General features: G+C 40.0%; 16 protein-coding genes. 8 read left to right on the forward strand and 8 right to left on the reverse strand.

From position 1 onward, the window contains the following. Nucleotides 1-48 precede the first annotated feature (48 nt). Entirely contained in the window at nucleotides 49-237 is a 189-nt protein-coding gene (locus DCO56_RS00545; RefSeq protein ID WP_108631840.1) for a hypothetical protein, read from the reverse strand. A 152-nt stretch (nucleotides 238-389) separates the two neighbouring features. On the opposite strand from DCO56_RS00545, the gene DCO56_RS00550 reads away from it, so the two are divergent. Further along, nucleotides 390-641, forward strand: a complete 252-nt coding sequence (locus DCO56_RS00550) for a hypothetical protein (protein WP_108631841.1) — start codon at nucleotides 390-392, stop codon at nucleotides 639-641. Nucleotides 642-667: 26 nt separating this feature from the next. On the opposite strand, the gene DCO56_RS29450 is transcribed toward DCO56_RS00550, so the two are convergent. From DCO56_RS29450 to DCO56_RS00570, 3 genes are all read right to left on the reverse strand, one after another. Beyond that, entirely contained in the window at nucleotides 668-2,692 is a 2,025-nt protein-coding gene (locus tag DCO56_RS29450; protein WP_219929280.1) for a glycoside hydrolase family 43 protein, read from the reverse strand. A 210-nt stretch (nucleotides 2,693-2,902) separates the two neighbouring features. Next, nucleotides 2,903-3,565: a response regulator transcription factor gene (locus tag DCO56_RS00565; RefSeq protein WP_108631842.1), complete on the reverse strand. Its 663-nt coding sequence runs from the start codon at nucleotides 3,563-3,565 to the stop codon at nucleotides 2,903-2,905. Nucleotides 3,566-3,574: 9 nt separating this feature from the next. Further along, nucleotides 3,575-4,273: a hypothetical protein gene (locus DCO56_RS00570; RefSeq protein WP_108631843.1), complete on the reverse strand. Its 699-nt coding sequence runs from the start codon at nucleotides 4,271-4,273 to the stop codon at nucleotides 3,575-3,577. 371 nt (nucleotides 4,274-4,644) lie between these two features. Between DCO56_RS00570 and DCO56_RS00575 the strand changes: the two genes are divergently transcribed. Both DCO56_RS00575 and DCO56_RS00580 read left to right on the forward strand, forming a co-directional pair. Further along, a complete protein-coding gene (locus tag DCO56_RS00575; protein WP_108631844.1) occupies nucleotides 4,645-5,151 on the forward strand; it encodes an RNA polymerase sigma factor in 507 nt (168 codons plus the stop codon). Nucleotides 5,152-5,306: 155 nt separating this feature from the next. Then, a complete protein-coding gene (locus DCO56_RS00580) occupies nucleotides 5,307-6,029 on the forward strand; it encodes an SIMPL domain-containing protein (protein WP_108631845.1) in 723 nt (240 codons plus the stop codon). A gap of 119 nt (nucleotides 6,030-6,148) precedes the next feature. On the opposite strand, the gene DCO56_RS00585 is transcribed toward DCO56_RS00580, so the two are convergent. After that, complete coding sequence (locus tag DCO56_RS00585) at nucleotides 6,149-11,998, reverse strand: alpha-2-macroglobulin family protein (protein ID WP_181390420.1); 5,850 nt, start codon at nucleotides 11,996-11,998, stop codon at nucleotides 6,149-6,151. A gap of 419 nt (nucleotides 11,999-12,417) precedes the next feature. On the opposite strand from DCO56_RS00585, the gene DCO56_RS00590 reads away from it, so the two are divergent. Beyond that, nucleotides 12,418-13,752 (forward strand): GH1 family beta-glucosidase, encoded by a 1,335-nt coding sequence (locus DCO56_RS00590; RefSeq protein WP_108631847.1) that lies wholly within the window; start codon nucleotides 12,418-12,420, stop codon nucleotides 13,750-13,752. Between the two features lie 3 nt (nucleotides 13,753-13,755). On the opposite strand, the gene DCO56_RS00595 is transcribed toward DCO56_RS00590, so the two are convergent. Beyond that, on the reverse strand, nucleotides 13,756-14,580 hold the full coding sequence (locus DCO56_RS00595; protein WP_146190950.1) for a hypothetical protein: 825 nt from the start codon (nucleotides 14,578-14,580) through the stop codon (nucleotides 13,756-13,758). Between the two features lie 126 nt (nucleotides 14,581-14,706). Between DCO56_RS00595 and DCO56_RS00600 the strand changes: the two genes are divergently transcribed. After that, a complete protein-coding gene (locus DCO56_RS00600; RefSeq protein ID WP_108631849.1) occupies nucleotides 14,707-15,222 on the forward strand; it encodes a hypothetical protein in 516 nt (171 codons plus the stop codon). 595 nt (nucleotides 15,223-15,817) lie between these two features. On the opposite strand, the gene DCO56_RS00610 is transcribed toward DCO56_RS00600, so the two are convergent. Further along, nucleotides 15,818-16,918, reverse strand: a complete 1,101-nt coding sequence (locus DCO56_RS00610; protein ID WP_108631851.1) for a peptidase associated/transthyretin-like domain-containing protein — start codon at nucleotides 16,916-16,918, stop codon at nucleotides 15,818-15,820. Between the two features lie 195 nt (nucleotides 16,919-17,113). Here DCO56_RS00610 and DCO56_RS00615 point away from each other — a divergent pair, with 195 nt between their 5' ends. Together DCO56_RS00615 and DCO56_RS30010 are read left to right on the forward strand one after the other, a co-directional pair. Then, complete coding sequence (locus DCO56_RS00615) at nucleotides 17,114-17,773, forward strand: Imm19 family immunity protein (protein ID WP_108631852.1); 660 nt, start codon at nucleotides 17,114-17,116, stop codon at nucleotides 17,771-17,773. Nucleotides 17,774-17,872: 99 nt separating this feature from the next. Continuing rightward, nucleotides 17,873-18,196, forward strand: coding sequence for a ribosomal maturation YjgA family protein (locus DCO56_RS30010; RefSeq protein WP_181390421.1), 324 nt, complete (start codon nucleotides 17,873-17,875; stop codon nucleotides 18,194-18,196). Nucleotides 18,197-18,258: 62 nt separating this feature from the next. Here DCO56_RS30010 and DCO56_RS00625 read toward each other — a convergent pair whose 3' ends face one another. Further along, nucleotides 18,259-21,153 (reverse strand): two-component regulator propeller domain-containing protein, encoded by a 2,895-nt coding sequence (locus tag DCO56_RS00625; protein ID WP_108631854.1) that lies wholly within the window; start codon nucleotides 21,151-21,153, stop codon nucleotides 18,259-18,261. Between the two features lie 178 nt (nucleotides 21,154-21,331). On the opposite strand from DCO56_RS00625, the gene DCO56_RS00630 reads away from it, so the two are divergent. After that, a complete protein-coding gene (locus DCO56_RS00630; RefSeq protein ID WP_108631855.1) occupies nucleotides 21,332-24,385 on the forward strand; it encodes a SusC/RagA family TonB-linked outer membrane protein in 3,054 nt (1,017 codons plus the stop codon). Nucleotides 24,386-24,393 lie beyond the last annotated feature (8 nt).

Genomic DNA, 24,393 nt, shown 5'->3' on the forward strand with positions numbered 1-24,393 from the left:
CACAATACGGTCTTGACAATAGAAACACTATAGAAATACGGGTATAGATTAATTTTTCTTTACTAATTTTCGGTAGATAACGAGCGTCATAACAAAAATAAAGATAAGGATAAAGAGCCAAATACCCGGTTCTGTGTACCACTCGTTCGAATTTCCGGTATTTAATGCCTCCGTGCGTTCCGACTGTTGCGCTATCAGAGCAATGAATGCGATATTTAAAGCGTTTAATATGATCATGACAATTTTATCTCGAGTCCAACGTTAGAAGAACCATTTTCATCGGGAAGTAGTTTGAACCGAATTAGTTTAAACCAATTGCCCATTTTGATTGTTCTTTTATTAAATCAATAGGTATAGAAGTACACCTGCTCATTCAATCATTAAAAACAATGGAAAAGATTTTGCAACATTCGATAGTGAAACAAGGTTTGATTATTGCATATTATTTTAGTAATAGATGGTATCGCAAATGTTTGTTTAGTGAAAGCAGTATTCCTGTTTCAAACAATACCGATCCGATGGTAGTAACCGAACCGGATTTAGGTCATACGCACCGGCAAAAGAAAGCTGATTTAACTTGCGCTCCTACACCGGAGAACAACAGCAACGAAAAAATAAAGCAACCATGCAAAGAAAAATAACCAAGGATTCAGAGTAGCTTTCAACCTCATTCTGACTCGATTTGTAATTGATTATCTTTATTAAAGCGAATATCCCGGATAAAGACCATCCGCTTATCTCCTGTTTTTGTTGTCCGCCCGTGATAAACACAACGCAGTTTACCATTGCGATCTTTAAAAATACTATTGTGCCCCGTACCTGAAATAACTCCGCCGTGATCTGTATTTTTTTGTATAATCGGATTGGTTTCTGATTTGCTGTAACTTCCCAAAGGAGAGGTGGAGGTAGCATAACCGACGGCGTAATTTGCGCCCGCAAAATAATTAGCGGAGTACATGATATAATATTGGCCTTTTGCTTTTAATAAAAATGAACCTTCCGTCCATCTTCTGTTGATTTCACCTGAGGATACGGAACGACTTTCCCATTCGGACTGCTTATCATTCATCTTTAGCGGCGGTCGTATTAACAGTGCAGGACGCCCAATGACCTGCTGCATACTGCTGTCCAATTCAACGCCATAGACCCAACTTTCCTCAATATCTTTATATCCCCATTTAGATTTAGCCCAGTCGGCAATTTCAGAAGCCACGGGATGTTCATAGCAACAACGGGAGTAAAACAAATAATTTTTGCCGTCGGTATCCCTAAAAACATTGGCATCGATAATGGGATAGCCGGGGTCAAATAACGGCTTGCCTGTCAGGTCTAAAAATGGTCCCGCCGGATTATCCGCAACCGCCACACCAATGCGATAGTTCTCCAATTTATCCTCGGGGTTTTCCTTCCAGTGCGCACTATAATACATGTAGTATTTATCATTGACCAGGTACACCTCTGGCGCCCAAAAGTCTTTGGTCCCCCACCCTTTAGGCTGTCTTCCATCATACACCTTCCCTACTTCCTTCCACTGGATGAGATCTTTTGAACTGTATGCTATAAACCCATTTTCCGTCCCCCCTGTTCCATACAGATAATATTGATCACTGGGTTTATCATAGAGAATGAACGGATCGCCGAAAGCGACATCAATGGAGGAAGCAGATTTATCTACAATCTCAAGTAATCTAAATTTAGTACTGTCAAACTTAGGCGTTATCCTCCCACTCCCACTCCCTTCCCCTGAGACAAGATCGACAGGTACTATCGCCGTACGTCGAGGAGCAACTTGCTGTTCAGAAAAATGCGTATGACAGACATAGTACCACTGCTTCCCTTTTTGGAATAAATCGCCATGACCGGTACCCGAAAATCCACTGTTATTTTGGCTTAATAACGGATTTGTTTCTATTTTTTTCCAGGGGCCAAACACATTGTCAGCAACAGCTACACCTACCGCATAATCTTTATTTCTAAAATCATTGGCCGAATAAAACATGTAATAACGTTTACCCTGTCGTAAAACCGTAGGGCCCTCGCTGACCGGCCAAGAGGATCCAGCGGTATTCTCCCAAGGGAGTGCCGCATGTAGGCACTCTTTTAATGTTTCTTCCTTAATACCCGAGTAGTCATCTTTCAATTCAGCGACGAAGATGCGGTTTCCTTCCGTTAACCTGACATGGAACAAATATTTTTTACCATCGTTGTCCCTAAATACATAGGGATCGATCTGCTTTCCGCCCTCCATAAGAGTCTTAGGCACGTTTTGTTTAAAAGGACCTATAGGAGAATCGCTGACAGCAATCGCAATTTTCTCATCGGCAGTATATGCCATGTAAAACTTCCCCTGCTCATACCACACCTGTGGTGCCCAGAATCCCTTGCTTCCAAATACATCCTCTTGAATTAATGCGAATCCTGCTTTTGCGCCTATTGGCCCCTGCCAATGTTTTAAATCTGCTGACTTGTACACCTTAAACCCCAATTGTTGATCACCATCTCCATTCGTGCCATACAAATAGTAATAACCATCATGATGGAATATCGTGGGATCAGCCTGAAAAATTCCATTTTTGGGTGGCCGCGCCTCTCCTTCAGCATCATGCATAACGGAGACAATACTATCCTTACCCATCCCGTAGCCTAAGGGCAGTATGGCGTAAAGCATAAAAAGCAATGTAATATATTTCATCTGTTTCACCGGTACAATTTGCGTACAGCTTAAAATTGAAAAAATATTTGCTATATCACAGGCGATATCGTATCAATAAAAGATCAATTTGTATCTTTTTTCGGTTTTTACTTTTAGCCGATGTACTATTATAAGCAGTATTTCTGTCGTAATTACCAGTTATCCTAACATAAACCAATTGTTCGATAAAGAACCACCGAGCATGGAAAATTAATTTAATATTCCATGCTCGAAGGCAAACTTGACCAAATGTGCGGTATTTTTCACGCCAGCTTTATCTATTAGATTTTGGCGGTGCCCCTCCACGGTACGTTTACTCAAAAAAATCTTATCTGCAATTTCAATATTGGTATAACCTTCTGCAATAAGTCCTAAGACCTCGAGCTCCCTTTCGGAAATCTCGAAATCAGTTCGTATTCCCATCGGATGCTGCGCATAGCGTTGACCGGAGCGTATCTGTTCAAGCAGTAACATTGAAATCTCCTCACTCATATATCTACCGCCAGCAGCAATGTGATTAAGTGCAAAAAGTAACTCATTATAACCGACATTTTTTAGCAAATACCCTCTAAGACCATATTCAAATGCTTCAATGACATAATTAATTTGGTTCAGCATCGAGAGAATAACCACTTTTATATCTTTATGGTGTTGGTGCAACACTTGTAAAAGTGCAATCCCGTCCATTTCCTCCATGCTAATATCTGTCAATACAATATCGGGCAGACGATCTAGGTTCGAATCCAGATAATCCAGCGCTTCTTTACCATTGGACGCCTCGCCAACAACCTCAAAACTATCTTGGGACTCCAGAAGCAATTTTATACCATTACGTACCACCATATGGTCTTCTACCAATAGGATTTTTGTCATATCGTCTTTTTAAATCGTTAATTTAAGTGTCATACCTTTTTCAATGGTATCGTTAATAATTTTAGCACTGTATAACTCCATTACTTTCTTTAGTCGCATTGGGCTATCTGCACTTCTGGTTTTTTGTAGTATATTATCCGCTTTAAAATAAGGCAATACTTTTATAAATACAGCGAAATCAATGAGCTGTACAGATATTGAAATCGTCTGAATAGGCATCTCGTCTTTCAGATATTCAAATAGTGCGGTAAGCAATTTAAAAAGATGCACCTGAATATGATGATGAAGTTCCTTTAAATCTGGATCGAGGATAATATCTATATTAAAACCTAACTTTTGTTTATACGAGGCCACGACCTCATCAATTGCATGAAAAATTCCCAAATCATTCAAAATTGGATTGTAAAGCACAATGGCTTTGTTTCGCAATTCAATCACCAACGAAGTTAGAGAATCACGCAAACAACGTAGTTCTTCAAAGTCACCATGCCGATTTGTAAAATTCTGTAATGATATACGCATTCCATATAATTCCTGCGCGAGTTCATCTCTAAAATAACGCCCTATACGTCCTAAGTCTTCCTGTTGGTTCCGGATTATGGATTTGTAAAAATCTTCCTGACTTCCTCCCCAGATCTGATTTAGATCCTGCCCCCCATCATTTTCCTGTGATTGATCTATATATAAATTTTTGTCATCGTTCCCCATAGTATATTGCTTTTCGTAATATGACTAATAACCATTATCAAGCTTGAACAGTTTTTAAAATCTGATAACTCCGTTAAAGATTCCTGTATAGTTTATAGTACTGCGTATAAATACGTAGTACTACGGGATAAAGGATGGAACTTTACAAGGAAAACACTTGTTGTCAAAGTAAAAAACACCTTAATTTATCCTTAACTCCGAGAGCAGCCTTCAGCAACAGAACGAAAATAAAACACTGTAAAACAATAGATTAAATCAGAAACAAAATTACATATCTTGAATTTAAATTTAAAAAAAACAATTTTTACCTATTTTTTCTAGCACCCTAATTGCAGTAGTCTAGGCACTAATAAACACTTAAAATTGATAATATGGAAAATACAACAATTGATCAACTGTTTAAGGAAAAGAGACCTACATTAAAATATTTGGCAGCGCAATTTACAAGCGATCCAGATGAAAGAGAAGATTTAGTGCAGGAAACTATGGTTAGATCACTATCTTCCATAGAAAAGTTTTTAAAACACCCAAAGCTTATGTCCTGGTTATATATTATTATGAAGAATACGTATATTAATCAGTATACACGCAATAAACGGTTGGAAAATTACCGCAACGAATACATAAGTACAGGTTATATAAATGAGATCACAACAAATCGTGGTGAAAATAACTTTGTGGCATCAGACATACAGCATGCGCTCAATAAATTACCAAAAGATTATTACAATGCTTTTGCATTATTTTTAGAAGGCTTTAAATATTATGAAATTGCGGAGCACTTGCAAATCCCGGAAGGAACGGTAAAAACACGTATCCATATGGCTCGAAAGTCTTTACAGAAGCAACTAAAAACTTATGCTAAAAGTATTTATTAAAAACAGCAACTTTTAAAGAAAGCAAACGCAATTATCGTGTCTGCTTTTTTTATATATTTTTTTGTTTTATACTGCTCAGGCCCGCAGGTTCTGTCACCAATATTTAGTATATTAGAATAGTTACTTATAAAATCCAGCTTAATAGTCGTTACAATATGAGACATAAAATAAAGTTATTATCGCTAGTCGTCAGTAGTGGTTTATTATTGATGATATCCTGCCAATCTGCTTCCAGTGACAATAGAGACCGGATAAGGGTCAGCGGTGAGGGAAAGATTAGAATAATGCCTGATCAAGTTACACTTACCATCAATACAGCATTTACAAAACCGCGGATGGTAGATGCCGTACGGGAAACACAAAATACTGTTGACAGTGTCATCGCCATACTTGGAAAATATGGGAATAAAAAGGAGGACATCAAAACAAGTAGTGTTTCGGCAAACAAGGACTATCAATTTATCGGAAATACAAATAAATTTGTCGGTTATCAAGCGCAACAGACCATCGATTTTGTTTTACACGATCTATCCAAATTCACGGAATTAACGGGTAGATTACTCGAAACAAAAATCAGTGGAATTGGTTCCATTTCATTTGACCATTCAAAAGCCGATAGTATTCTTCGGGAAGCCGATCTCATCGCGTATGACGATGCACTAAAATCAGCCCAAAAGTTGGCTTCACGAGCAGATGTAAAGATTGGAAAATTGCTTTTTTTATCAAATGATGGTAGTGCGTCGAATGAGTCGACAGGGTATAGAACAGGAATGGCCTTGGAAACATTTAATAAAGCTTATGGTGGCGAGGGTTTTAAGATAGCTCCAGAGGTCCTTGAATTTAAAAGGACAATATATACCGAATTTGAAATAAAATAACGTACCCACCGCAAAATACGATTGAACACGGGCATGTCTTTTGAAATCAATGAACAATGATAGCGTAAAAAGATCTGCTTTCGAATAAGTCGGAAGCAGATCTTTTAGTTCAACTGCAATTAAGGAATAATGGTCAATACGGTATTTACACTACGTGCATGAATAGCGGGATCGTACATACATCCTATCGTAGTGATTCCCGAATTAAATATGCCCTGATTGTTGGCTTTAACCTCATACTCATAGGTGGATTTCCCCTTTGACAGGCGATCCATAAAGTAATTTGTCGAAGCATCTTTCAAACTAAAGTAATACCCCTTACGCCATTGGTATCCAGAAGGGCTATACACAGGCTCTACACCAGCTGGGCGGCTATCTTTTAGATGAACATATTGAATGGGCTCATCATTGATCACTGTAATCCTAACTTTGATCCGTTCGCCCAATTTGGCCTCCTTGGATTCTACCCATTCCCCTTTTCGCTCCACCAGATATACTTTCTGAACCGAAAGCGCATTTGTACTGGATTTTACCTGATCAAGATCAGCAAAATACTGATGGACAATACTTCCAGAAATAACTCTGTCATTGTGGTTTTGTATTTGAATAGCCTTATCAGTTTGCAGTTCCGCTCGATCAAATTGCTTACTGACTTCTCCCAGAACATTGTTACTTAGGTCAGTCTCTTCGTTATTGATCAAAGCACGCACGGTGTTGCCAGTAACAAAATCCTTCGGATTGTCCGCTAATAATAGCGCATATACGGCATCAACTGTCATCCAGGTGCTATACCAATGATTGACCTGTTTGTTATAATAGATCCATTGAGTAACTTGCTTAAGCTTCGCCGGGTTATTTAGTTTGTAAGCTTCGACGAGATAAGATTGTAAACTGATCTTATTGTATTGATTCAAATTACTTTTCCAGTACATCCCCTTTTGTGCATCGACAATAGCTTCTTGATCAAGTCTGTTTTTGATTTCCATACTTTGTTTACCTTGTCCAAAAAGCTGGTTAACAATCCATGCTTTAGCCGCCAGTCCCGCATTTCGACCGGCACTGCTTAAGGAAGAATTAAGCAATTTGCGCTGCACGGATCGGAGCGAATCTTGCGGGAAAGGATTGAATTCAGTCCAATATCGTCGCGCAAATAAATAGTCTATCCCGACATCAACACTGGCTTTGGACGAAAATATGGCCGGATCGCGATCAAGGTATTGTGTAAGCTTTACTGCAAGGTCACGCATATCACTGTTGATTAAAGTTCTGTCCAAATAGAGTACCTTCCCGATAATTTCCAGCATACGGATGCTAATTTCGGTATTGGCTTGCCCCCCGTCAAACCAGGCAAACGAACCATCTTTAGATTGATTATTTTTTATCTTCTGTTCAACGGTACTGATTTCCGATTGTATATCAGCATTAAAAAACGCTGCAATTGCTTTCAACCGTTCCTTATCTCCCTGCATATCCCGTAGCCAGGGCATTTCTTCCATTTTGAATTCATCTAAACTGCTATTCTCTTCTAATCGTCCTTTTTTTGATCCGGCATCCAATTTTTTGAAATAGTCTGTCACTGCAGGATAATGTAGCTGTATGTATTGCGCCATCTTGAGACCAAACCACTTGCTGCTCAATTGTTCATTACATTCGTAGGGATAGTTTTTCAAATAGTCAAGTGCCGCAAGTATTTCCAGTATAGGATTGCTTTGCACTTGCACTCTTCCCATGAGGTTATCCTTAGTATTTACTTTTAACGTATATGTTTTGGATTCTCCTGCTTTTAGGATAATTTTCTCGGAATCAGCAACCAGAATTTTATTTGGTAATACCGGAATTTCAATAATTTCACCGTCAGAAAACTCATTGCCAGCCGCAAGGATGCGAATCTGTATTGTTGGATATTCAGCGGGGATTTGCAAAGTCCATTCCACGGTTGTGTTATTGGATGCTGCCACACTAAAGTTTTTTAGCACGGAATCAACGCGAAAAGCTGCCGAGACGACCTGATTATTTCGTGGATCAATAAGTTCTATTTTCGTATCTCCCTGGATGCGCTCCTTAGTCAGGTTTTGAATTTGTGCCTTGATCGTTATCTGGTCATTGGTTCTAAAATAGCGTGGAATATTCGGGCGCACCATCAGCTGTTTTTGTGTTTGCGTAAAATAGGTACCTCCAGCCGATGCCAGTTCCTGTGTATGTGCAAAAAGTAACAATTTCCATTTTGTCAATGCTTCGGGACTGTCAAATTCGAAACTGATATTCCCCGCTTCATCGGTATATAAATTGGGATAGAAGAAAGCGGTTTCCTGAAGATTGGTCCGGGCCTTAATCTGCTTGAACTGATTATCTGCAGCGGCATCCATTTCACTAGCAACCATTCCAAATTCGGCAAGCTCCTCATTTACTGTAATCCCCATAACTGGCGGTTCATTCAACAACGCGGAAGCGGGTAAAGGCCGAGACTGCTTTGTTGCACGGGCAGCACCGCGGATGCGTATTGTGCCAACTTCAGCCCGCAGCGCAGGGTCCCGCAACTCGTCGTACATGCTCACGGTTGACATGTACGCTTGGTTATCTATTACTTCATATAAGGAGTCGTCCCGCTCCAGAACGCTTCCCCTATAGCCCCCGCGGTTCGATAACAAACCATAGTCATAAATCTGATCCCGTTGATTATCGGCATCGGGACCGTAGTAATAAGAGATAAACATGTCTCTCGAACTGATCTGTTGTCTAAAAGCATTGTTGATGTAGTAATAATTGGTCCTTGGATAATAAGGATAACGCAACTGAAAAGAACCGAAAGCATTACGGGCAAATGCGTCCAAGGAGGCGTCATACATCGTTGCCAACACTTCTGTCGTTATTGTTTTATCTTCCTGTTTTACCATAAAGCTCCATTTTTCTTTTTGACCGGGCATTATTTTATCCCGAAATGTCTTGGTTTGAATCGTTAATTCCTTATTCTGTTGAAAAATAGGAATCATAATTGGTGATAGTGTCAATTGATTATTGACAACAAAAAGTGCATTCAGCTGTAATCGACCGGTGACATCTTTTTCATCCAATACAAATTGATAGTCAATACGACCATTTTTCCAATTCAAGACTTTTGTATCTAATTTTTGCGAATTTCTTTCCCGCATTAACAACAGTTTTCTTGCATTTTTCACATCAGTCTGCAACATGATGGTGACCCGATCACCTATCTTATATTTGTCTTTGTCCAACCGGTAAGTGAAAAACTCCTGCTCATTTATTTTGCGATCTTTCGACCGGTATAAATTCGTATAGCCGACCGCGCGTACGGTATCACCTTCCTGTATGCTGATGGCTTCGATCTCGTATCTTCCCCAATTGAATTTTAATGAGTCCAAAATGATCTTACTCGTATCTGCGTTATCAAAATCATAACTGGCTATCTTGGTCTTTTTCTCTTCTTTTTGGAGCAAGACCGAATCAAAATAAAGTGGAAAATACTTACTATATAGCTCTTTTGAAAGCAGGTGATATTCTGGATTTCCAAAACGTTCCCGGTATTCCGCTGTCAAAGGAATGCTGGCATCTTCCAACTTATAAATCGTGACCTTTCCGCCGAATTTCATTGGAAAACCATTTTGATTTTGTTTTAAGATCGTAATATCGCGCCATTTCTTTTCTTCCATAAGAGCAGGAACCTGGATCTGCAGCTGCCATGGACGGGACGAATAAACATAACCAGCGGAAGCCGATTGCATCTCCCCTGTCTGATTAACCACCTCAGCCTGATATGTCAATACATAGTCTTTCAGTCCGGCAAACTGGCTATCCATCAAGGGTACCCGAATGGAAAAATTTCCTTTTTCATCAACTGTTGTTGTCGAATCGCTATAAACAATATTCTTTTCTTCCTTCGCATGATAAAATGACACTTTATACTTGACTGTGGCACCGACTAGCGATACGCCAGCCAAACTCTCTGCTTTGCCAACAAATACCGCAGTATCTTTTGCTGTATAAGTCAATTTATTTGGCTCAAAAATTACTTCAAATGTCGGTCGCTTATATTCTTCGACCCGGAAATAGTGTTGATCAAGCTGTTTTGAGTCATAAAATACCAAAAGGTTATAGCTTCCATTCAGTGCCTTTGACGGCAACTGGAAACTTGCGTTGGCAGATCCAAACAGATTCGTTGTCAAGTTGATCGAGTCGATTTTCTGGCGATTGGCATCCTGCAGATAGATCTTAACACTTTGCTTTTCTAAAACCTTGCCCTGCTGTACATGATCATCGTAAAGAATTGTTTTAAAATAAACGATTTGCCCCGGTCGATAGATTGCCCTATCCAACAAGCTGAGTGCACGCATATTCCGTTTGTTATTGCTTTCGGCGGATTGGCGTAAGTTGTTTTGGTAATAGACTTGATTTTCATTATCCAAAGGAATTAATGTTTTTTCCCCAGATAGCAACAATGCATGATTGCGTAGGTAACCTTCATTTTTGGGCGAGTAGCTCGACTTAAAACTGAATTCGCCAACAGCATTGGTCTTCAATTGCGCGATCAATTTAGGAAGAGCATTGTCTACAAGCTGGTATAACGTTGCGCTTTGATTGGCATAGGGTGCTCCGGTTTTTCTGTTCAATAACAAACCCGAATAGATAAACTCATCGGTAGATTTTACAGCTATATTTCCCGGCATAAAGACATCTGAAATGATAAGCTGAGATACAGCGACATCCTGCTCCTGCCCATTATCCTGAAACAACTTATTATTCCCGACCAAAATGGTATAAGTACCTGCTTTAAGGGGGTTAATTTTATAAATTGTATTGTGCGTCGTATAATCACCAAACACTTTCAATGGCACTTGTTCCTCATAGACCAGCGCCGCATCTAGAGTCGTCCGATAACTGAGAGAATCATATTTTACCGTATAGTTCTTTGAACGCTTAGGCATCAGGCTTGTATTATACACCCTGATATAAAGGCTGTCTACATTTGTGTGGTAGATTTGGACCGGTACGTATTCGTCAGTCGGTGCCGTTTTCTTGTAATTTAAGGTAATGGAAACCTTTTTGATTTCCTTCATTAAATTAACCGCATTCGAAATCCATGGCGATTTTGGGTACTCTTTTAAGGCTTTTTCAAGATAGGTAACTGCCGTAGGCTTCTTTCCGATATCATTGAAAGCCGTCGCTATCTGATACAATAAAAAAGCGTTATAGTCACTTTTATTGCTTGCTATATTTTTCAGGTACTCGTCAACTCTTTCTTCGATATGATTCCATTTCCAATCTTTGGACATGATATAGCTACGCGCATCCAGATAATTATTTTCGGTACTGATCGTTAGCAATCTCTCTTTAAGTTTATCCTTATTAGCCCTGTCGACATCCTTTAATGTATTCAAAAAATCCAGGTACTGGTAGCTTAGAAAATGGTACAATGTAGGATTCAAACTGAGGTTCCGGGTTTCGACAAACAGACCTTTCCAGCGTGTTATGGGTTGGGTACTTAATCCGTTTGCATCCGAAATTGACAGGCGAAAAATAGAATCAATCATCTGTATTTTACCTTTTGCGTCTTTTGCCACAAATTTGTTCTGGCTTTTACTTGCATATTGGTTGATATTGGAAAATAGATAGCTTGCATAAAAATTTTGAAGGACCGCTTTCTCTACCTTTTCAGCAGTCCGGATATTGTCGTCAAAATGATTCTGAATACGCAGAAAAGAAGAATCCTCGGATTGGTTTATCTCCAATACTTTGCTCTCCGCCAAAAATGCCCGCATCCATTCAGCATGATCTTTGGAGCGTCTGGCTTCGGCTTTGATATCGGCTAATAAGGGTAAGGTCTGCGCATAGTTTTTTATGGAAATAAGCCTTTCGACTTCGTTCCACTTTGCCAACTGCTTGTGTGAACCAAGCTCCTGTGAAAATCCCAAGACCGGGATACATATCAACAATAACCAAATGTATTTTTTCATAAAATATGACGCTAAATATTTATTAAATATCCTGTTTTTTTTCGAAAGGATGCCATAAATTAGCATATTCCATAACTGTTTAAAAAAATACTTTCTCCCCGAGGGCACACATGCTGAGGAAAGGCTGGTACTGTACAGTTTGATTGTTAGGTACCACTAGATGATTAATCAATATTTTTTTATATATTTAATAAATAATTCATATCCAGTTAATATCAGTTTCGTTCCTTTATAATAGGATAATTAATGGAGTCAACACTTTAATGTATCAGTTATGAAAACGATCAACTATTTTTTCCAAAGGATTATATTTCGAATCTTTTTAGGTCGGTTCAGTTCATTCTATTCACCACTAAGATTCCATAAAAATTAATTCATATTCAGGTCGGTCGATATTACTGGCAACTATATTTCAATAAATGCGTTTAACCAAAGATGCCTTTGGCAAAGATTTTATATGGGGCGTGTCTACCGCTGCCTATCAAATCGAAGGGGCACATGATCATCAGGGCAAAGGTCCCTCCATCTGGGATATCTTTGTAAAAAAGAGAAACCGTATATTTCAGAATCAACATGGCGATCAAGCCTGTGATTTCTACAATCGCTACATACAGGACCTTGCTTTAATGCAGGAAATGCATATTCCAAATTATCGATTTTCCCTATCCTGGAGCCGCATCTTACCGGATGGCATCGGGCGATCCAATCCATTAGGCATGGATTTCTATGATCGGCTGATCGATCTTTCATTGGAATTGGGAATCAAGCCTTGGGTTACTTTATATCACTGGGATCTCCCACATGCCCTTGAAAAAAAAGGTGGTTGGGTAAACCGTGATGTCAAGGAATGGTTTGGCGAATTTGTTGGCACCTGTGTGGCACGTTATGGAGATCGTGTCAAAAACTGGATGGTACTCAATGAGCCCACCGTATTTACAGCTGCCGGTTACTTCTTTGGTGTGCACGCTCCGGAAAGAAAAGGTTTGGGCAACTTTCTTTCTGCCGCCCATCATGCCGCATTAGCACAGGCTCATGGTGCCAGAATTATAAAATCCTTACAACCAGACAGCCTGGTAGGAACCACTTTTTCCTGTTCCCACGTGGAGCCATTCACTTCAAGAGAAAAAGACGTTATTGCGGCAAAAAAAGCTGATGTATTGCTCAACAGATTGTTTATTGAACCGCTACTAGGTATGGGCTATCCAACGCAGGAAATCAAAATTCTCAATCGAATTGAAAAATACATGAAACCGGGCGACGAGAAAGAATTAAAATTTGACATGGACTTCATTGGTATTCAAAACTATACCCGTGAGATGATTCGTCATGCCATTTTTGTTCCTTACCTCCGGGCCAAAATCGTAACAGCCAAGGAACGTAAAGTCGAAATGACCGAAATGAACTGGGAAGTATATCCTAGCTCCATTTATCATATGTTAAAGAAATTCAGCAGCTACCCCAATATGCCGCCCCTCATTGTCACTGAAAATGGTGCAGCTTTTCAAGATCGAATGGAGAACGGACAGGTGCATGATCCCAAAAGAGTGGATTATCTACAGGAAGCAATACAAAATGTCCATAAGGCAAAAGAAGAAGGGATAAATGTGAAGGGCTATTTTGTCTGGACCTTTTTAGACAACTTTGAATGGGCCGAAGGATATCGCCCAAGATTCGGTTTGGTTTATGTCGATTTTCAAAACCAGCAACGCATCATAAAATCATCAGGACATTGGTATGCTAATTTCTTAAAATAAACATTACTTATTTAGTGAGCCCCGTTTCCATATATTGACAAATTTCAATAGCAAAGGTACCAATAAGATGGCCAGCAAAATGCTGATTGCGCTGACGGCTATATTTCGTCCATTATCGCCCAAGAAGTAAATTGAAAGGCCACCTAATGCACATGGAATACCAAAAACCAAAATCTTAACCCATGCCAGCTCCCCTTCTTCACGGTAAATATGTTGTGCAGGAATAGCCGCTATTAATTCAACGTGATTGGCATTGAAATAGGCTAAAATTTGTGCTACTTCAGATGCCGATAATTCCCGTGGCCGCAAAACCTCCCCTTTTACAACAATGAGCAATCCATTTCTGTCCTGCTGAATGGAATCAATATCTTTCGTCATAAAGTATTTTTTATACCCCATGGGGTTAAGTGCATAGCCTTTGTAATCATTGCTCCCGGGACAGAGACACGAAAAGTTGTCCGCATTCAATGAAAAAATAACATCGCGACGATCCCGCCCGAGCTTCTTTACCGAGCTTATCACACCCAGGATACAAGTTAATGCCAGAAACTGTAAGATGAACATCCACAAGGACAACTGTATCCCCCAAGACAAGAGTAGCCCCACAAGAATCAAACCAACGAAAAACCATTTCAAATGTTCCAAGATTATTATCTTACGGTTCAGAAAATAGGTTATAATCACACAAACCACAGGTGCTAAACTCGATTTCCAATCCCAGAAAATTGAAAAGATCCCCAACAGAGAAATAACGCCGAACATAATCGCCGTGGCATAATCCCCTTTTTTGCCTAAATTCTTTCGCTCAATCTGAATACTATTTTTCAAGTGTGGGTACGTTAACAAGAAAGCGTACTTTCTCATGCATGTCTATATCATTAATTGGATAAATATAAATATCTTTATCCAATTAATGAATATTGAATAGGAACATAACATATCTAAATTCGCCTTATGAAGACTTTTCAGTTTAAATCACACAACGTTAAGAAAGGCTTAATCTTTGGATTTGCCTATCTGTTTATTGTTTTTATCATTTTCAGTATCATCTATGGCGGAATCAATGGAATGGCCGACGCTGTCAATAATTTCGGATCAGCCAAAGGACTTGGCTTTTTGGTTGCTATCATTGTAATAGGTCCATTTGTTATGCTATTGCAGATCATCAATCCAAAAATAGAAGTACTTATCGATCGCCAGCATATGATCATCAAACAACATAAAAAAACAGCTCTAGATATCCACTTAAATGATATTTATGAAATGAAAATAAACCATTCACTGGTAAATCAGCTTCAGATTTTTGGACAGCAGGCACAGTTGCTTGCAAAGATCCATCCGCAACACGACACACAGGTCATTTACAAGATCGCCGCTGAAATCGCACAATATGAAATCTTTTTACAGCAAAAGGGTCAGAAGAAGGTTTTTGGCAATCCAGTTGAAACGATATCCTACACAAGAAAATAGATGGCGCTAGCACATTGTTGAGTTACCCCGGATATAATTGAGATATGAAGGTATACTATCCCAATAATCAATGGACTTTTTATATGATAAGCCCCTTAATCATCTGCGGCGGGCTTTGTTATCTCCTATTTTTCGCTGATTATTTTTCTTGGCCTTTAATTGGATTCGCGTTATTTTGTTTCCTCTTTTTTTGCTATTGCCTGTACGAAAGATTCGCCACCAAATTAACGATTTATACGGATCGCCTGGAACTCCGTCGAAACTTTCAACAAGCTCAATCATTTCATTATGCGGATCACGAATTTGTCATAGGCCCGACCTACGATACCTTCACTCAACGGATGTTTTCAAAAAAATACGCTGGTAGGGCGCGATTGTTCTTCATCTATCCATTGGATGAACACGGGAATCGAATAAAGATGCTTTCTACTGCGCTTGAACTGGATATTACAAAAGGCCATTATAAAAAAATCCAAAGAGATCTAGCAGAAGGCTTGAAAAAGCTCGATCTATCGGCCCATTTGTGTTACAATCATAATGATACCATTATAATTAGGAACAGGTGATTCAAATCGAGCAATATCAGCTCGCTAACTTACTTTAGTTCGAGCAGCTCCTTACCAAACTTTTTCTCAATAAACGGATTCAACTGTGGGATGCCAAATTTAGGGTTGTCCAGCCAAAATTTATTGGCATACCTACTTTTCAAATCCAGCCAAATACCTGACGTCAGCTCTTTCTTTACGGACTTGAATTCCTCTTTGGTAATGAATTTACGTTCCTGTGTATAAAATTCACTCAAAAAGTCAAAAGGGACAAATTCTGATTTACGTCCTCTTTTAATAGCCCCTACGTTCATCATCACCTTACTGACCAATTTACTTGGCTCGGGCTTATCAAGATTGGTCTCTGTATAATTTTCCATCGTCACGCCTGTGTATTGTTGGCCTTTAAGCTTGAAGAAACTGACTTCCTTTTGGCTATTGGGTGGAATGATATCAAAATAGACCTGCACGTCACCACGCGTTGTCTTTTGTATATATCCTGTATTCAGATTACCCGTTCTGATTAATTTCCTTTCCTTGTCCTGAACCAACACAAATTTGGACGGGAGATCATTGACCACAGACTGTGCTTTCATCCGCATCACATGTGGATTCCAGCTCCAAAAATTGCCCATTACTTCCTTAAAATTCCTAGTTGTGAGGGAGTCCTCGAAAATCCGATAATCCAAAACCCGATGGTAGACCTTTCCTTTTTTATCTTTCAATGGAATATAATACGCAATAATACCATCGTAAAAATAACGTGCTCGCTTGTTAAAAAAAGTTGTATTTCTAAAATAACCCTTTAAAATCAGATAATCATATTTGCTCTTATCCGCAATAGCGATCTCATCTATTTTAATACTTCGGGGGATCAATTTAACCAGCTTCTCTTTACGTAACGAACCAATTGTTTCCTGATAATTATTATAGGAAATATGCTGTAATATAAGTACCGAATTTGCATTTTTCCGGAGCGAATCCAGTGCGATCTCCCCTTTCGTATCTGCCACGCCCAATAATGTACCGTCTTCAGTGTAAATGTTCACTAAGGGCACAGGTTCACCACTCAGACTATCAATGATGCGGATTTGAGCAAATAGTATGTTGCAACTAAAAAAAAAGCTTAACAGAAATAATATTTTTGGCATAATTCAAATGATTACCCTAAAATATAAAATATTCATCACAATAAAATGCCAAAAATCGTTAAAGTATAATCTAGAACGATAATCCATTATAGCAAATATAGTCTACTAGCTACCTTTTATAAGTGTTTTTTTGCCCTATATCATCATTCTCTATAAACTTCTTTTTATATTTAGCCATAAATCTAGTGGTCTATTATGGATAAACGCATTTCAATAGAGGAGCTTGAAGGAAACGTATTCTTTTGGTATTATTATTTATGTTGGTTCCGTGGTTACGATGCTGAAAACGAATTAAATATTGATGAAGCACTGGAGGTTATGCAAATTGATACGGAAGATTTTGCAAATTGGGAACAATTTTTCTTCCCTCCTAAAACAGATGATGAAGTACTTCGATATATCACTGAAGACCTGACAGAAGAATTGTCCATTCATATCCAATTCCGTTCAAATGCAATTGTTTTCTTTCTCAATGATAACTACATCGGTAATCTAGGCGGTCATTTCGAGGCCTGGTTTTTTACCTTGGATGAACTAAAATCTTTTGCACGCTATCCGCTTCTCTTCTTGTTATTTATGCCTATGCTGGGTATTACAGCCGAGCAGAAACAGGAGACCCTTACCTTAGTAGCCAAACATTTGACCGCTATTCCAGTTTTTGCGGATCATGCTCTATACATTGCGAGCTGTATAACGAATGGATTAGTTATGACAAACGGATTTATACAGCATGATGCACTAGGTTTCATCAATGATCAAAATCATAGTGTTAGAAATATAAATCAATATCCAGCTGGAAAAGAAGATTTCACCGTGTTGAATAGGATATTAAAACAGTTTGTCCAGGAGAATTAGTCGCGAAAAATAGCTATACAAAAAAAGAAATTACTTAGTCCCACAATAATGAACTTCACCAGAGGCCACTATTTGGCGTTAATAATCATTACAATAGTTATGGGATTACTTGCCCGCAAAATAACGGTTATCCCTCTCTATGTTGGGGATAGTTTATATGCCGTGATGACCTACTGGTTATGCAGGTTTATTTTTTTCCATCGATCGTTCAACTTTTGTTTTGTAAGTACCCTTGTATTTTGTTTCACAATCGAGTTTTTACAACTGGTACAACATCCGTTATTGATCAGTGTCCGCAGCCATCCGCTTCTGCGGCTACTATTTGGCCAAGGTTTTCTCTGGTCTGATCTGCTCGCTTATATCGCCGGTGCTTTTTTTGCTCTTCTATTGGACCGATCTATTCATTCAGCCCCTAAAAAGTGAAAAATACCTCGCTCTGGTGCGATGAAAATTACACTTTATGATAATAGCATCCCCACTTAATTTTAAATAGCATTCAGGTAGTCGTTTAATGACAGCTCTGTTTCAACCTGTAACTTTTTGCGCAATCTATACCGATGGATTTCTACTCCCCTAACGGTAATATTCTGCAATTGTGCGATTTGTTTTGATGTGAAATGTAGCTTCAGATAAGCACATACTTTCAAGTCATTACGGGACAATCCGGGATGTTTTTCCTTTAATTTATTCAAAAAACCATCATTAAGCTCATCAAAATGACTAGCAAATTGATTCCAATTGGCACTATTTTTTTCAATGTCTTTCAACAGGTTGTTGATACGCCTTAGGTTTGAATCCTCATCCTCCCCCGTATCGAGCTTAGATAGTTCATCTCGTACTTTAATTAATGCCCCCGAATTTTCAAGCAACTGCATACTTGTACTTGCCAGTTCTTTAGTCTTTGCCATCACTTCGTGCGCTAACTTCTCATTATTCAGCTTCACAATTTCCTTTTCATTTTTCTCGATTTCCAGCTGATGGATATAGCGCAGTTGCGCCAATTGTTGTTCGTGTTTCCGTTGTTGTTTGCGCTGTTCGATTTTCCGAAAACGAATCAACCCCAATACGCCAAGTATACAGAGCAAAAAATAGAACGCTTTTGCCCATACCGTTTTATACCAAGGCGGCAGCACCACAAAGCTATATTCCTCCACATTGGATTCCTGGTTGAGATTATTCCGTACCTTCACTAAGAACGTATATTGACCATTCTGCAAGTTGGTGTATGACTTTTCTGACTGCTGGGTCCAGGAAGACCAATTCTCGTCATATCCCGACAGTTTATAACTAAACTCAAGATGTTGATGTATGCCATAACTTGGTGAGGAGAAGCTAAATCGGAAAGAATTGAAAACAGCGGGCAACTGTAGGACACTATCCTTTGCAGACGCTTGTCCCCGTTTTGAAGCATTTGAAAAAAAACCGCCAAAAATAAGGCTATCACCCTTCCCTGTTGCCACGATTCGCGATAGTATAACGACAGGTTTTACACTTTGTTTCAGGTATTTATCATAATTGATATGAAGCGCTCCTTTTTCTGCTCCTACATAGATATTATTTCGATCAAAACTATAGATATGTTCAAAGCCGGAGGTATTCATGCCTTCTATTTCTGGAAAATTAATCAGATGATAAGTTTCCTTTTTTGAATCAAATTGCCCCAGACCGACCGTTTTTTTTGTGCAAAACCAGACATTCCCATCTTGGTCATCCCTTAGATAGCGTATGGTCAGATCTTTAAAGGCATCAAATTGCTTGCTTGGCACAAATCGCTTCCTAGCATAGTCATAATTGTAAAGCCCTTTTTCGGTCGCAAAGACCACCTGATTTTTTATTTTAAACACATAATTCTGATAATCCGCGGGGAGTCCCTGTTTTTGCGTGTAGAGTTGAGCCTGATATGACTTTCTATCCTGTGAAAGTGTTATGCGATAGATCCCTCTGTAGGGATGAGAAGCCCATATTGTTCCATGTTCATCCTGTTCAAGAAACCTGAAAGAATCCGAGGGCCCATTGAGCGGGCCTCTGGAAGAGAAAACGCCATTATGAAAATGCAATAGCTCCAATCCCTGATAGGTTCCGACCAAGGTCTCTTCAATCGGATAAACCATATTTAGCGGAAGCAATTTCCACGTTCCAATCCCCCGGCTTAATGGTCTGATGGAATGTCCCATAATCTGAAATAACCCTTTATTGTGTCCAAGCAGCAATTGGCCGTTGAGCTGTTCCAAGCGCCAGGCTTCTCCGCCATCACTTCCCGAAAGCAATGAAAAAACCGCTGGTGAACGGCTTTGATCAAGCAGACCGTTTTTTATACCCGCATAATATACACCATTCGAGGAAGAGAGATAGAGTGTATGATTAAAGATCAGGGCAGAATATCCGGTCACATCATTCTCCATATTGGGTCTGAGATACCGAATGGCACTTCCATAACTTATCACAGAAATCACATTATCCGTACCGATCCATATATTCTTTTGTCGGTCCACGAAGACAGCGGTGACATTCTTATTTTGCAGACCTTCGCGGACACCGATCCGTTGTATGGTATTTCCAGCTAAGTTGCGTATGTGACAACCTTCTTTTGCATTGCCGACAACAAAGGTTGAATCATCGATTTTCGCTAAGGACGGTGTGTAACTACCATCGCCATCTTGTGCATTCAATCGTGTCAATATCCTGTCCTCTAAGGCGTAGGTTTCGTTATTTAATGTGGACAAGAGCATACGATCCTGACCAAAAGGCATTAGAGCAGCTATTTTAACTTCTTTGAAGGGCAGATCTTTGATAAATGGCGTCCATTTATTATCACGAAACTCCAGCAAGCCATTCTTCTTATCCTGAGCATAGAGCATCCCCCCTGATTGCCCCATATAATACCATTCTACAGCCGCCGGGTGTACTTGAATCTTTTGTCCCTTTAATTCAAATATCACATTGGTCCCCCTAAAAAAGACTGATTGCCCTACACCAACCGTATTCCAGATGTCTGCAAAGTTCCTGTATTTTTCGGGAACTAAATCCTGCAATGACCGATAGACTAAACCCGATTGCGGTGAGCGTTCAAAATACCCAAAGTCACCTTGTCCACCAACATAAATTCGATCGTCGGCATCAATCCAGATCGAACGGATATTGGTGTGATTGGGCAGGGAAAATGTTTTCCAGTATCGTCCGTCAAAGGTCAGCAGCCCTTCGCTGTTACCAAAGTACATGATGCCATGACTATCCTGTTTGATATCCCAGGTACGGCTCCCACCTTGATATATGGATTTACTATAATTGTAGACCAAAGGCAAGCCAAGCAAATCCTGAGCAAATAATGCATTTGAAAAAGCAGAAAATAGGATAAAAAAAAGGATGGCAAAACACTTCATAATAATTCCCTTCAATTGGCTGACGTAAACTTGACGTATCCCAAATATATTGAATTATAGCTGAAAAACCCAACATGAAGTAGTGTTGTAGTATCTTTAAAATTCATTAATCATATCTGTAAGGCTAATTTTGACTCTTGATAATTATAAACAATTCCTAAATTTCAATTCATTACACATGAAAAATAATATCAGTATTATTGCCGGTACTGTGCTGTTCTCCTGCCTAACGAATATGGTAAGTGCACAGAGCAGAACAATCAGTGGGCGGATTACAAACGAGCAGGGTAATCCTGTTGTCGCCAGTATCGTTGTACGGGGGAACTCCAAAATAGGTACAAGTAGCAATGAAAACGGGGAATTTACACTCGCCATTCCCGCCAACTTTAATGATGTCATCATCTCATCACTGGGATATGAAACGAAAACAGTACCAGTAAACGGAACTACGTTAACTATTCAACTCAAACAAAAAGGAGATTTCAATCTCGATGAAGTGGTTGTCGTGGGTTACGGTACGCAACGCAAGGGCGACCTAACTGCCCCTATTGGCACAGTAAATATGGAAGAAATGGTCAAACGTACCGTCTCCAATCCAATGGATGCGCTACAAGGTGCAGTTGCGGGTGTGCAAATCGTAAGTTCGGGAGCACCGGGCTCATCACCCTCCGTTCGTGTCCGTGGGGTGGGTTCCTTTAATAATGAAACTCCGCTGTATGTTGTGGATGGAATGTTCATGGACAACATTGACTTTCTGAATCCAAATGATATCGCTGACATCTCTGTTTTAAAGGACGCTTCGGGTGCTGCAATTTATGGGGTACGTGCCGCAAATGGTGTCATTCTGGTAACCACAAAAAAAGGAAACCTAAATATGAAATCAAAAATTACATATAATGGTTTCGCTGGTTTCCAAACACCTACAAATGTCCTCAAAATGGCCAATGCACAGCAATATGCAGCCTATGCGACAGCCATTGGTAATGAAGCCTTCGTAAAAAGTTCGGTGCAAAAGTTTGGCGGGACCGAGACTAATCCGGCGATGGACACCGATTGGTTCAACGAACTCCTGCGCTCCAAAGCCCTGATCACCAACCATAACCTCGACATCATGGGCGGATCCGATAAAATCACCTATTCCATGGGACTTAATTACGTCAAACAGGATGGAATTATGGATGCCAGCAATATGAACCAAAAATACAATATCCGCATGCAGGCGGATGCCAAAGTAACAGACTGGTTAAAGGCGGGTTTTAGCGCGCATTTCAATAACTTCAAAACCTACTCGCCAAATAATGCCGCTTTTAGACAAGCTTATTTCGCCTCTCCGCTCTATCCTGTCTATGATCCTTCCCTGGAACTCGCCAAACCAGAGAAATTCGGCTCGAGTACTGCAATCGGCATGCAATCTGGCTTTTGGTACAACAATCCCATCGCAACAGCCTTTTACAATACAAACCAAACAAAGGGTTTCCAGATCCTGCCTACCATCTATCTGGAAGCAACATTGTGGAAGGATAAGATCACTTTTCGTTCGCAGCTCAGCCAAAGGTATCAGTCCACACACAATATAAATTATAATCCAGTCTATTATATTGACAATGATCAGCGCAATGACCGCTCCTTTTTACGGTCAGCACAGGCTCGTAATACCAATTATATTTTGGATAACCTCCTAACGTATAAAGATCAGGCAGGTAAGCATCACTGGTCCCTGCTATTAGGCCAGTCTTCACGTGAGGAACGTTGGCGCGAAACCTGGGTCCAAGCCAATGATGTACCTGCATCCGAGGAGTTTTGGTATGTCGGCGTAGATGCCCAAGGTACTGGTTCAGCCACTGGTTATGGCGAAAAAGGATCTCGGAATGCAGGAATATCGTACTTTACCAGAGGTACTTATGACTATGACAACAAGTATTTGCTGACTGCAACATTCCGCGCGGACGGAAGTTCAAAATACCAAACGAAATGGGGTTATTTTCCATCAGTTGGTCTGGGCTGGGTATTGACACGCGAAAAGTTTATGGAAAACCAAAAGCTCTTCAATCAGTTAAAGCTCCGTGGAAGTTGGGGTAAATTGGGGAACGATGGTATCCAGCCCAATGCAGGTTATGCAACGATCTATTCCGGCAACAACTACTCGGGTATATTTGGCAGCGAGGGAGCAACAAATGGCATCCGAGTTCCCGGATACCGCGTCGGCCGCTTTTTTACCCAAGTCCGCTGGGAAGTTGTTGAGGAATGGGATGGCGGTCTGGATTTTGCTATGTTGAACAACCGTTTGACAGGGTCAGTAGATTATTACCATCGCACGACAAATGATCTTGCCTTTAGCCGGCCCATCCCCTTTTCCTGGGATCGTGTCTATGGCAACTGGGGCAGTGTGACAAACAGTGGCTGGGAGATTGGTTTGCAATGGAAAGACAAGGTCGGTGACTTCGGGTATGCAATAGGCGGAAACCTGACCACACTAAAAAATCGGGTAAAGAATCTTGGCGGACTGGAAAATATCATGAATGGTTATCCGGAATGGTCAGCGGAATTCCCGGCACGTATAGAGCTTAATCAGCCCATCAACTTCTATTATGGCTATGAAGTCGCAGGGGTCTACCAAAACCAGGCTCAGATTGATATGGATCCTATCGCAAAAAAATACAACCAACAAAATCCAAATACACCGATTTTACCCGGATATCTTCAGTACAAGGATCAGAACAACAATGGTGAACTTGATGAAAAAGACCGCGTCAACCTGGGCAATTACCTTCCGACCATTACCTATGGATTTAACTTAGCATTTGATTATAAAAAATTTGATTTAAGTGTTGCTTTTCAGGGTGTAGCCGGCAACAAGATCCATAATCTTAATCGCGCGATGCGCCGAAAATATAATCAGATGAACGCAGATGCCGCATTCATCGAAAACCTATGGACCGGAGAAGGAAGTAGTAATACACATCCCTCCGCAAAAGGTTCCGTTGCATCCTGGAATCTTCAAGCCAGTTCCTTTTTTGTTGAAAGTGGAGCCTATCTACGGATACAGAACATACAATTGGGCTATAACTTTGATCTGAACAAAATACCGGTACGTGTATTTGCAACAGCCGACCGGCCTTTTATTTTCACCAAATACAATGGATTTACGCCAGAAATATCCGGAATGGGATTCGATGCCAATGTGTATCCGATCGCCTCTACGTATAGTCTAGGTGTCAAAGTATCGTTCTAACTATTAAC

This window comes from Sphingobacterium athyrii (genome assembly GCF_003071065.1).
GTDB classification, from domain to species: Bacteria; Bacteroidota; Bacteroidia; order Sphingobacteriales; family Sphingobacteriaceae; genus Sphingobacterium; species Sphingobacterium athyrii.

Coding starts and splice junctions, on each gene's coding strand:
- DCO56_RS00545 (WP_108631840.1), bottom strand. CDS start 237: ATGATCATATTAAACGCTTTAAATATCGCATTCATTGCTCTGATAGCG.
- DCO56_RS00550 (WP_108631841.1), top strand. CDS start 390: ATGGAAAAGATTTTGCAACATTCGATAGTGAAACAAGGTTTGATTATT.
- DCO56_RS29450 (WP_219929280.1), bottom strand. CDS start 2,692: ATGAAATATATTACATTGCTTTTTATGCTTTACGCCATACTGCCCTTA.
- DCO56_RS00565 (WP_108631842.1), bottom strand. CDS start 3,565: ATGACAAAAATCCTATTGGTAGAAGACCATATGGTGGTACGTAATGGT.
- DCO56_RS00570 (WP_108631843.1), bottom strand. CDS start 4,273: ATGGGGAACGATGACAAAAATTTATATATAGATCAATCACAGGAAAAT.
- DCO56_RS00575 (WP_108631844.1), top strand. CDS start 4,645: ATGGAAAATACAACAATTGATCAACTGTTTAAGGAAAAGAGACCTACA.
- DCO56_RS00580 (WP_108631845.1), top strand. CDS start 5,307: ATGAGACATAAAATAAAGTTATTATCGCTAGTCGTCAGTAGTGGTTTA.
- DCO56_RS00585 (WP_181390420.1), bottom strand. CDS start 11,998: ATGAAAAAATACATTTGGTTATTGTTGATATGTATCCCGGTCTTGGGA.
- DCO56_RS00590 (WP_108631847.1), top strand. CDS start 12,418: ATGCGTTTAACCAAAGATGCCTTTGGCAAAGATTTTATATGGGGCGTG.
- DCO56_RS00600 (WP_108631849.1), top strand. CDS start 14,707: ATGAAGACTTTTCAGTTTAAATCACACAACGTTAAGAAAGGCTTAATC.
- DCO56_RS00610 (WP_108631851.1), bottom strand. CDS start 16,918: ATGCCAAAAATATTATTTCTGTTAAGCTTTTTTTTTAGTTGCAACATA.
- DCO56_RS00615 (WP_108631852.1), top strand. CDS start 17,114: ATGGATAAACGCATTTCAATAGAGGAGCTTGAAGGAAACGTATTCTTT.
- DCO56_RS30010 (WP_181390421.1), top strand. CDS start 17,873: ATGGGATTACTTGCCCGCAAAATAACGGTTATCCCTCTCTATGTTGGG.
- DCO56_RS00625 (WP_108631854.1), bottom strand. CDS start 21,153: ATGAAGTGTTTTGCCATCCTTTTTTTTATCCTATTTTCTGCTTTTTCA.
- DCO56_RS00630 (WP_108631855.1), top strand. CDS start 21,332: ATGAAAAATAATATCAGTATTATTGCCGGTACTGTGCTGTTCTCCTGC.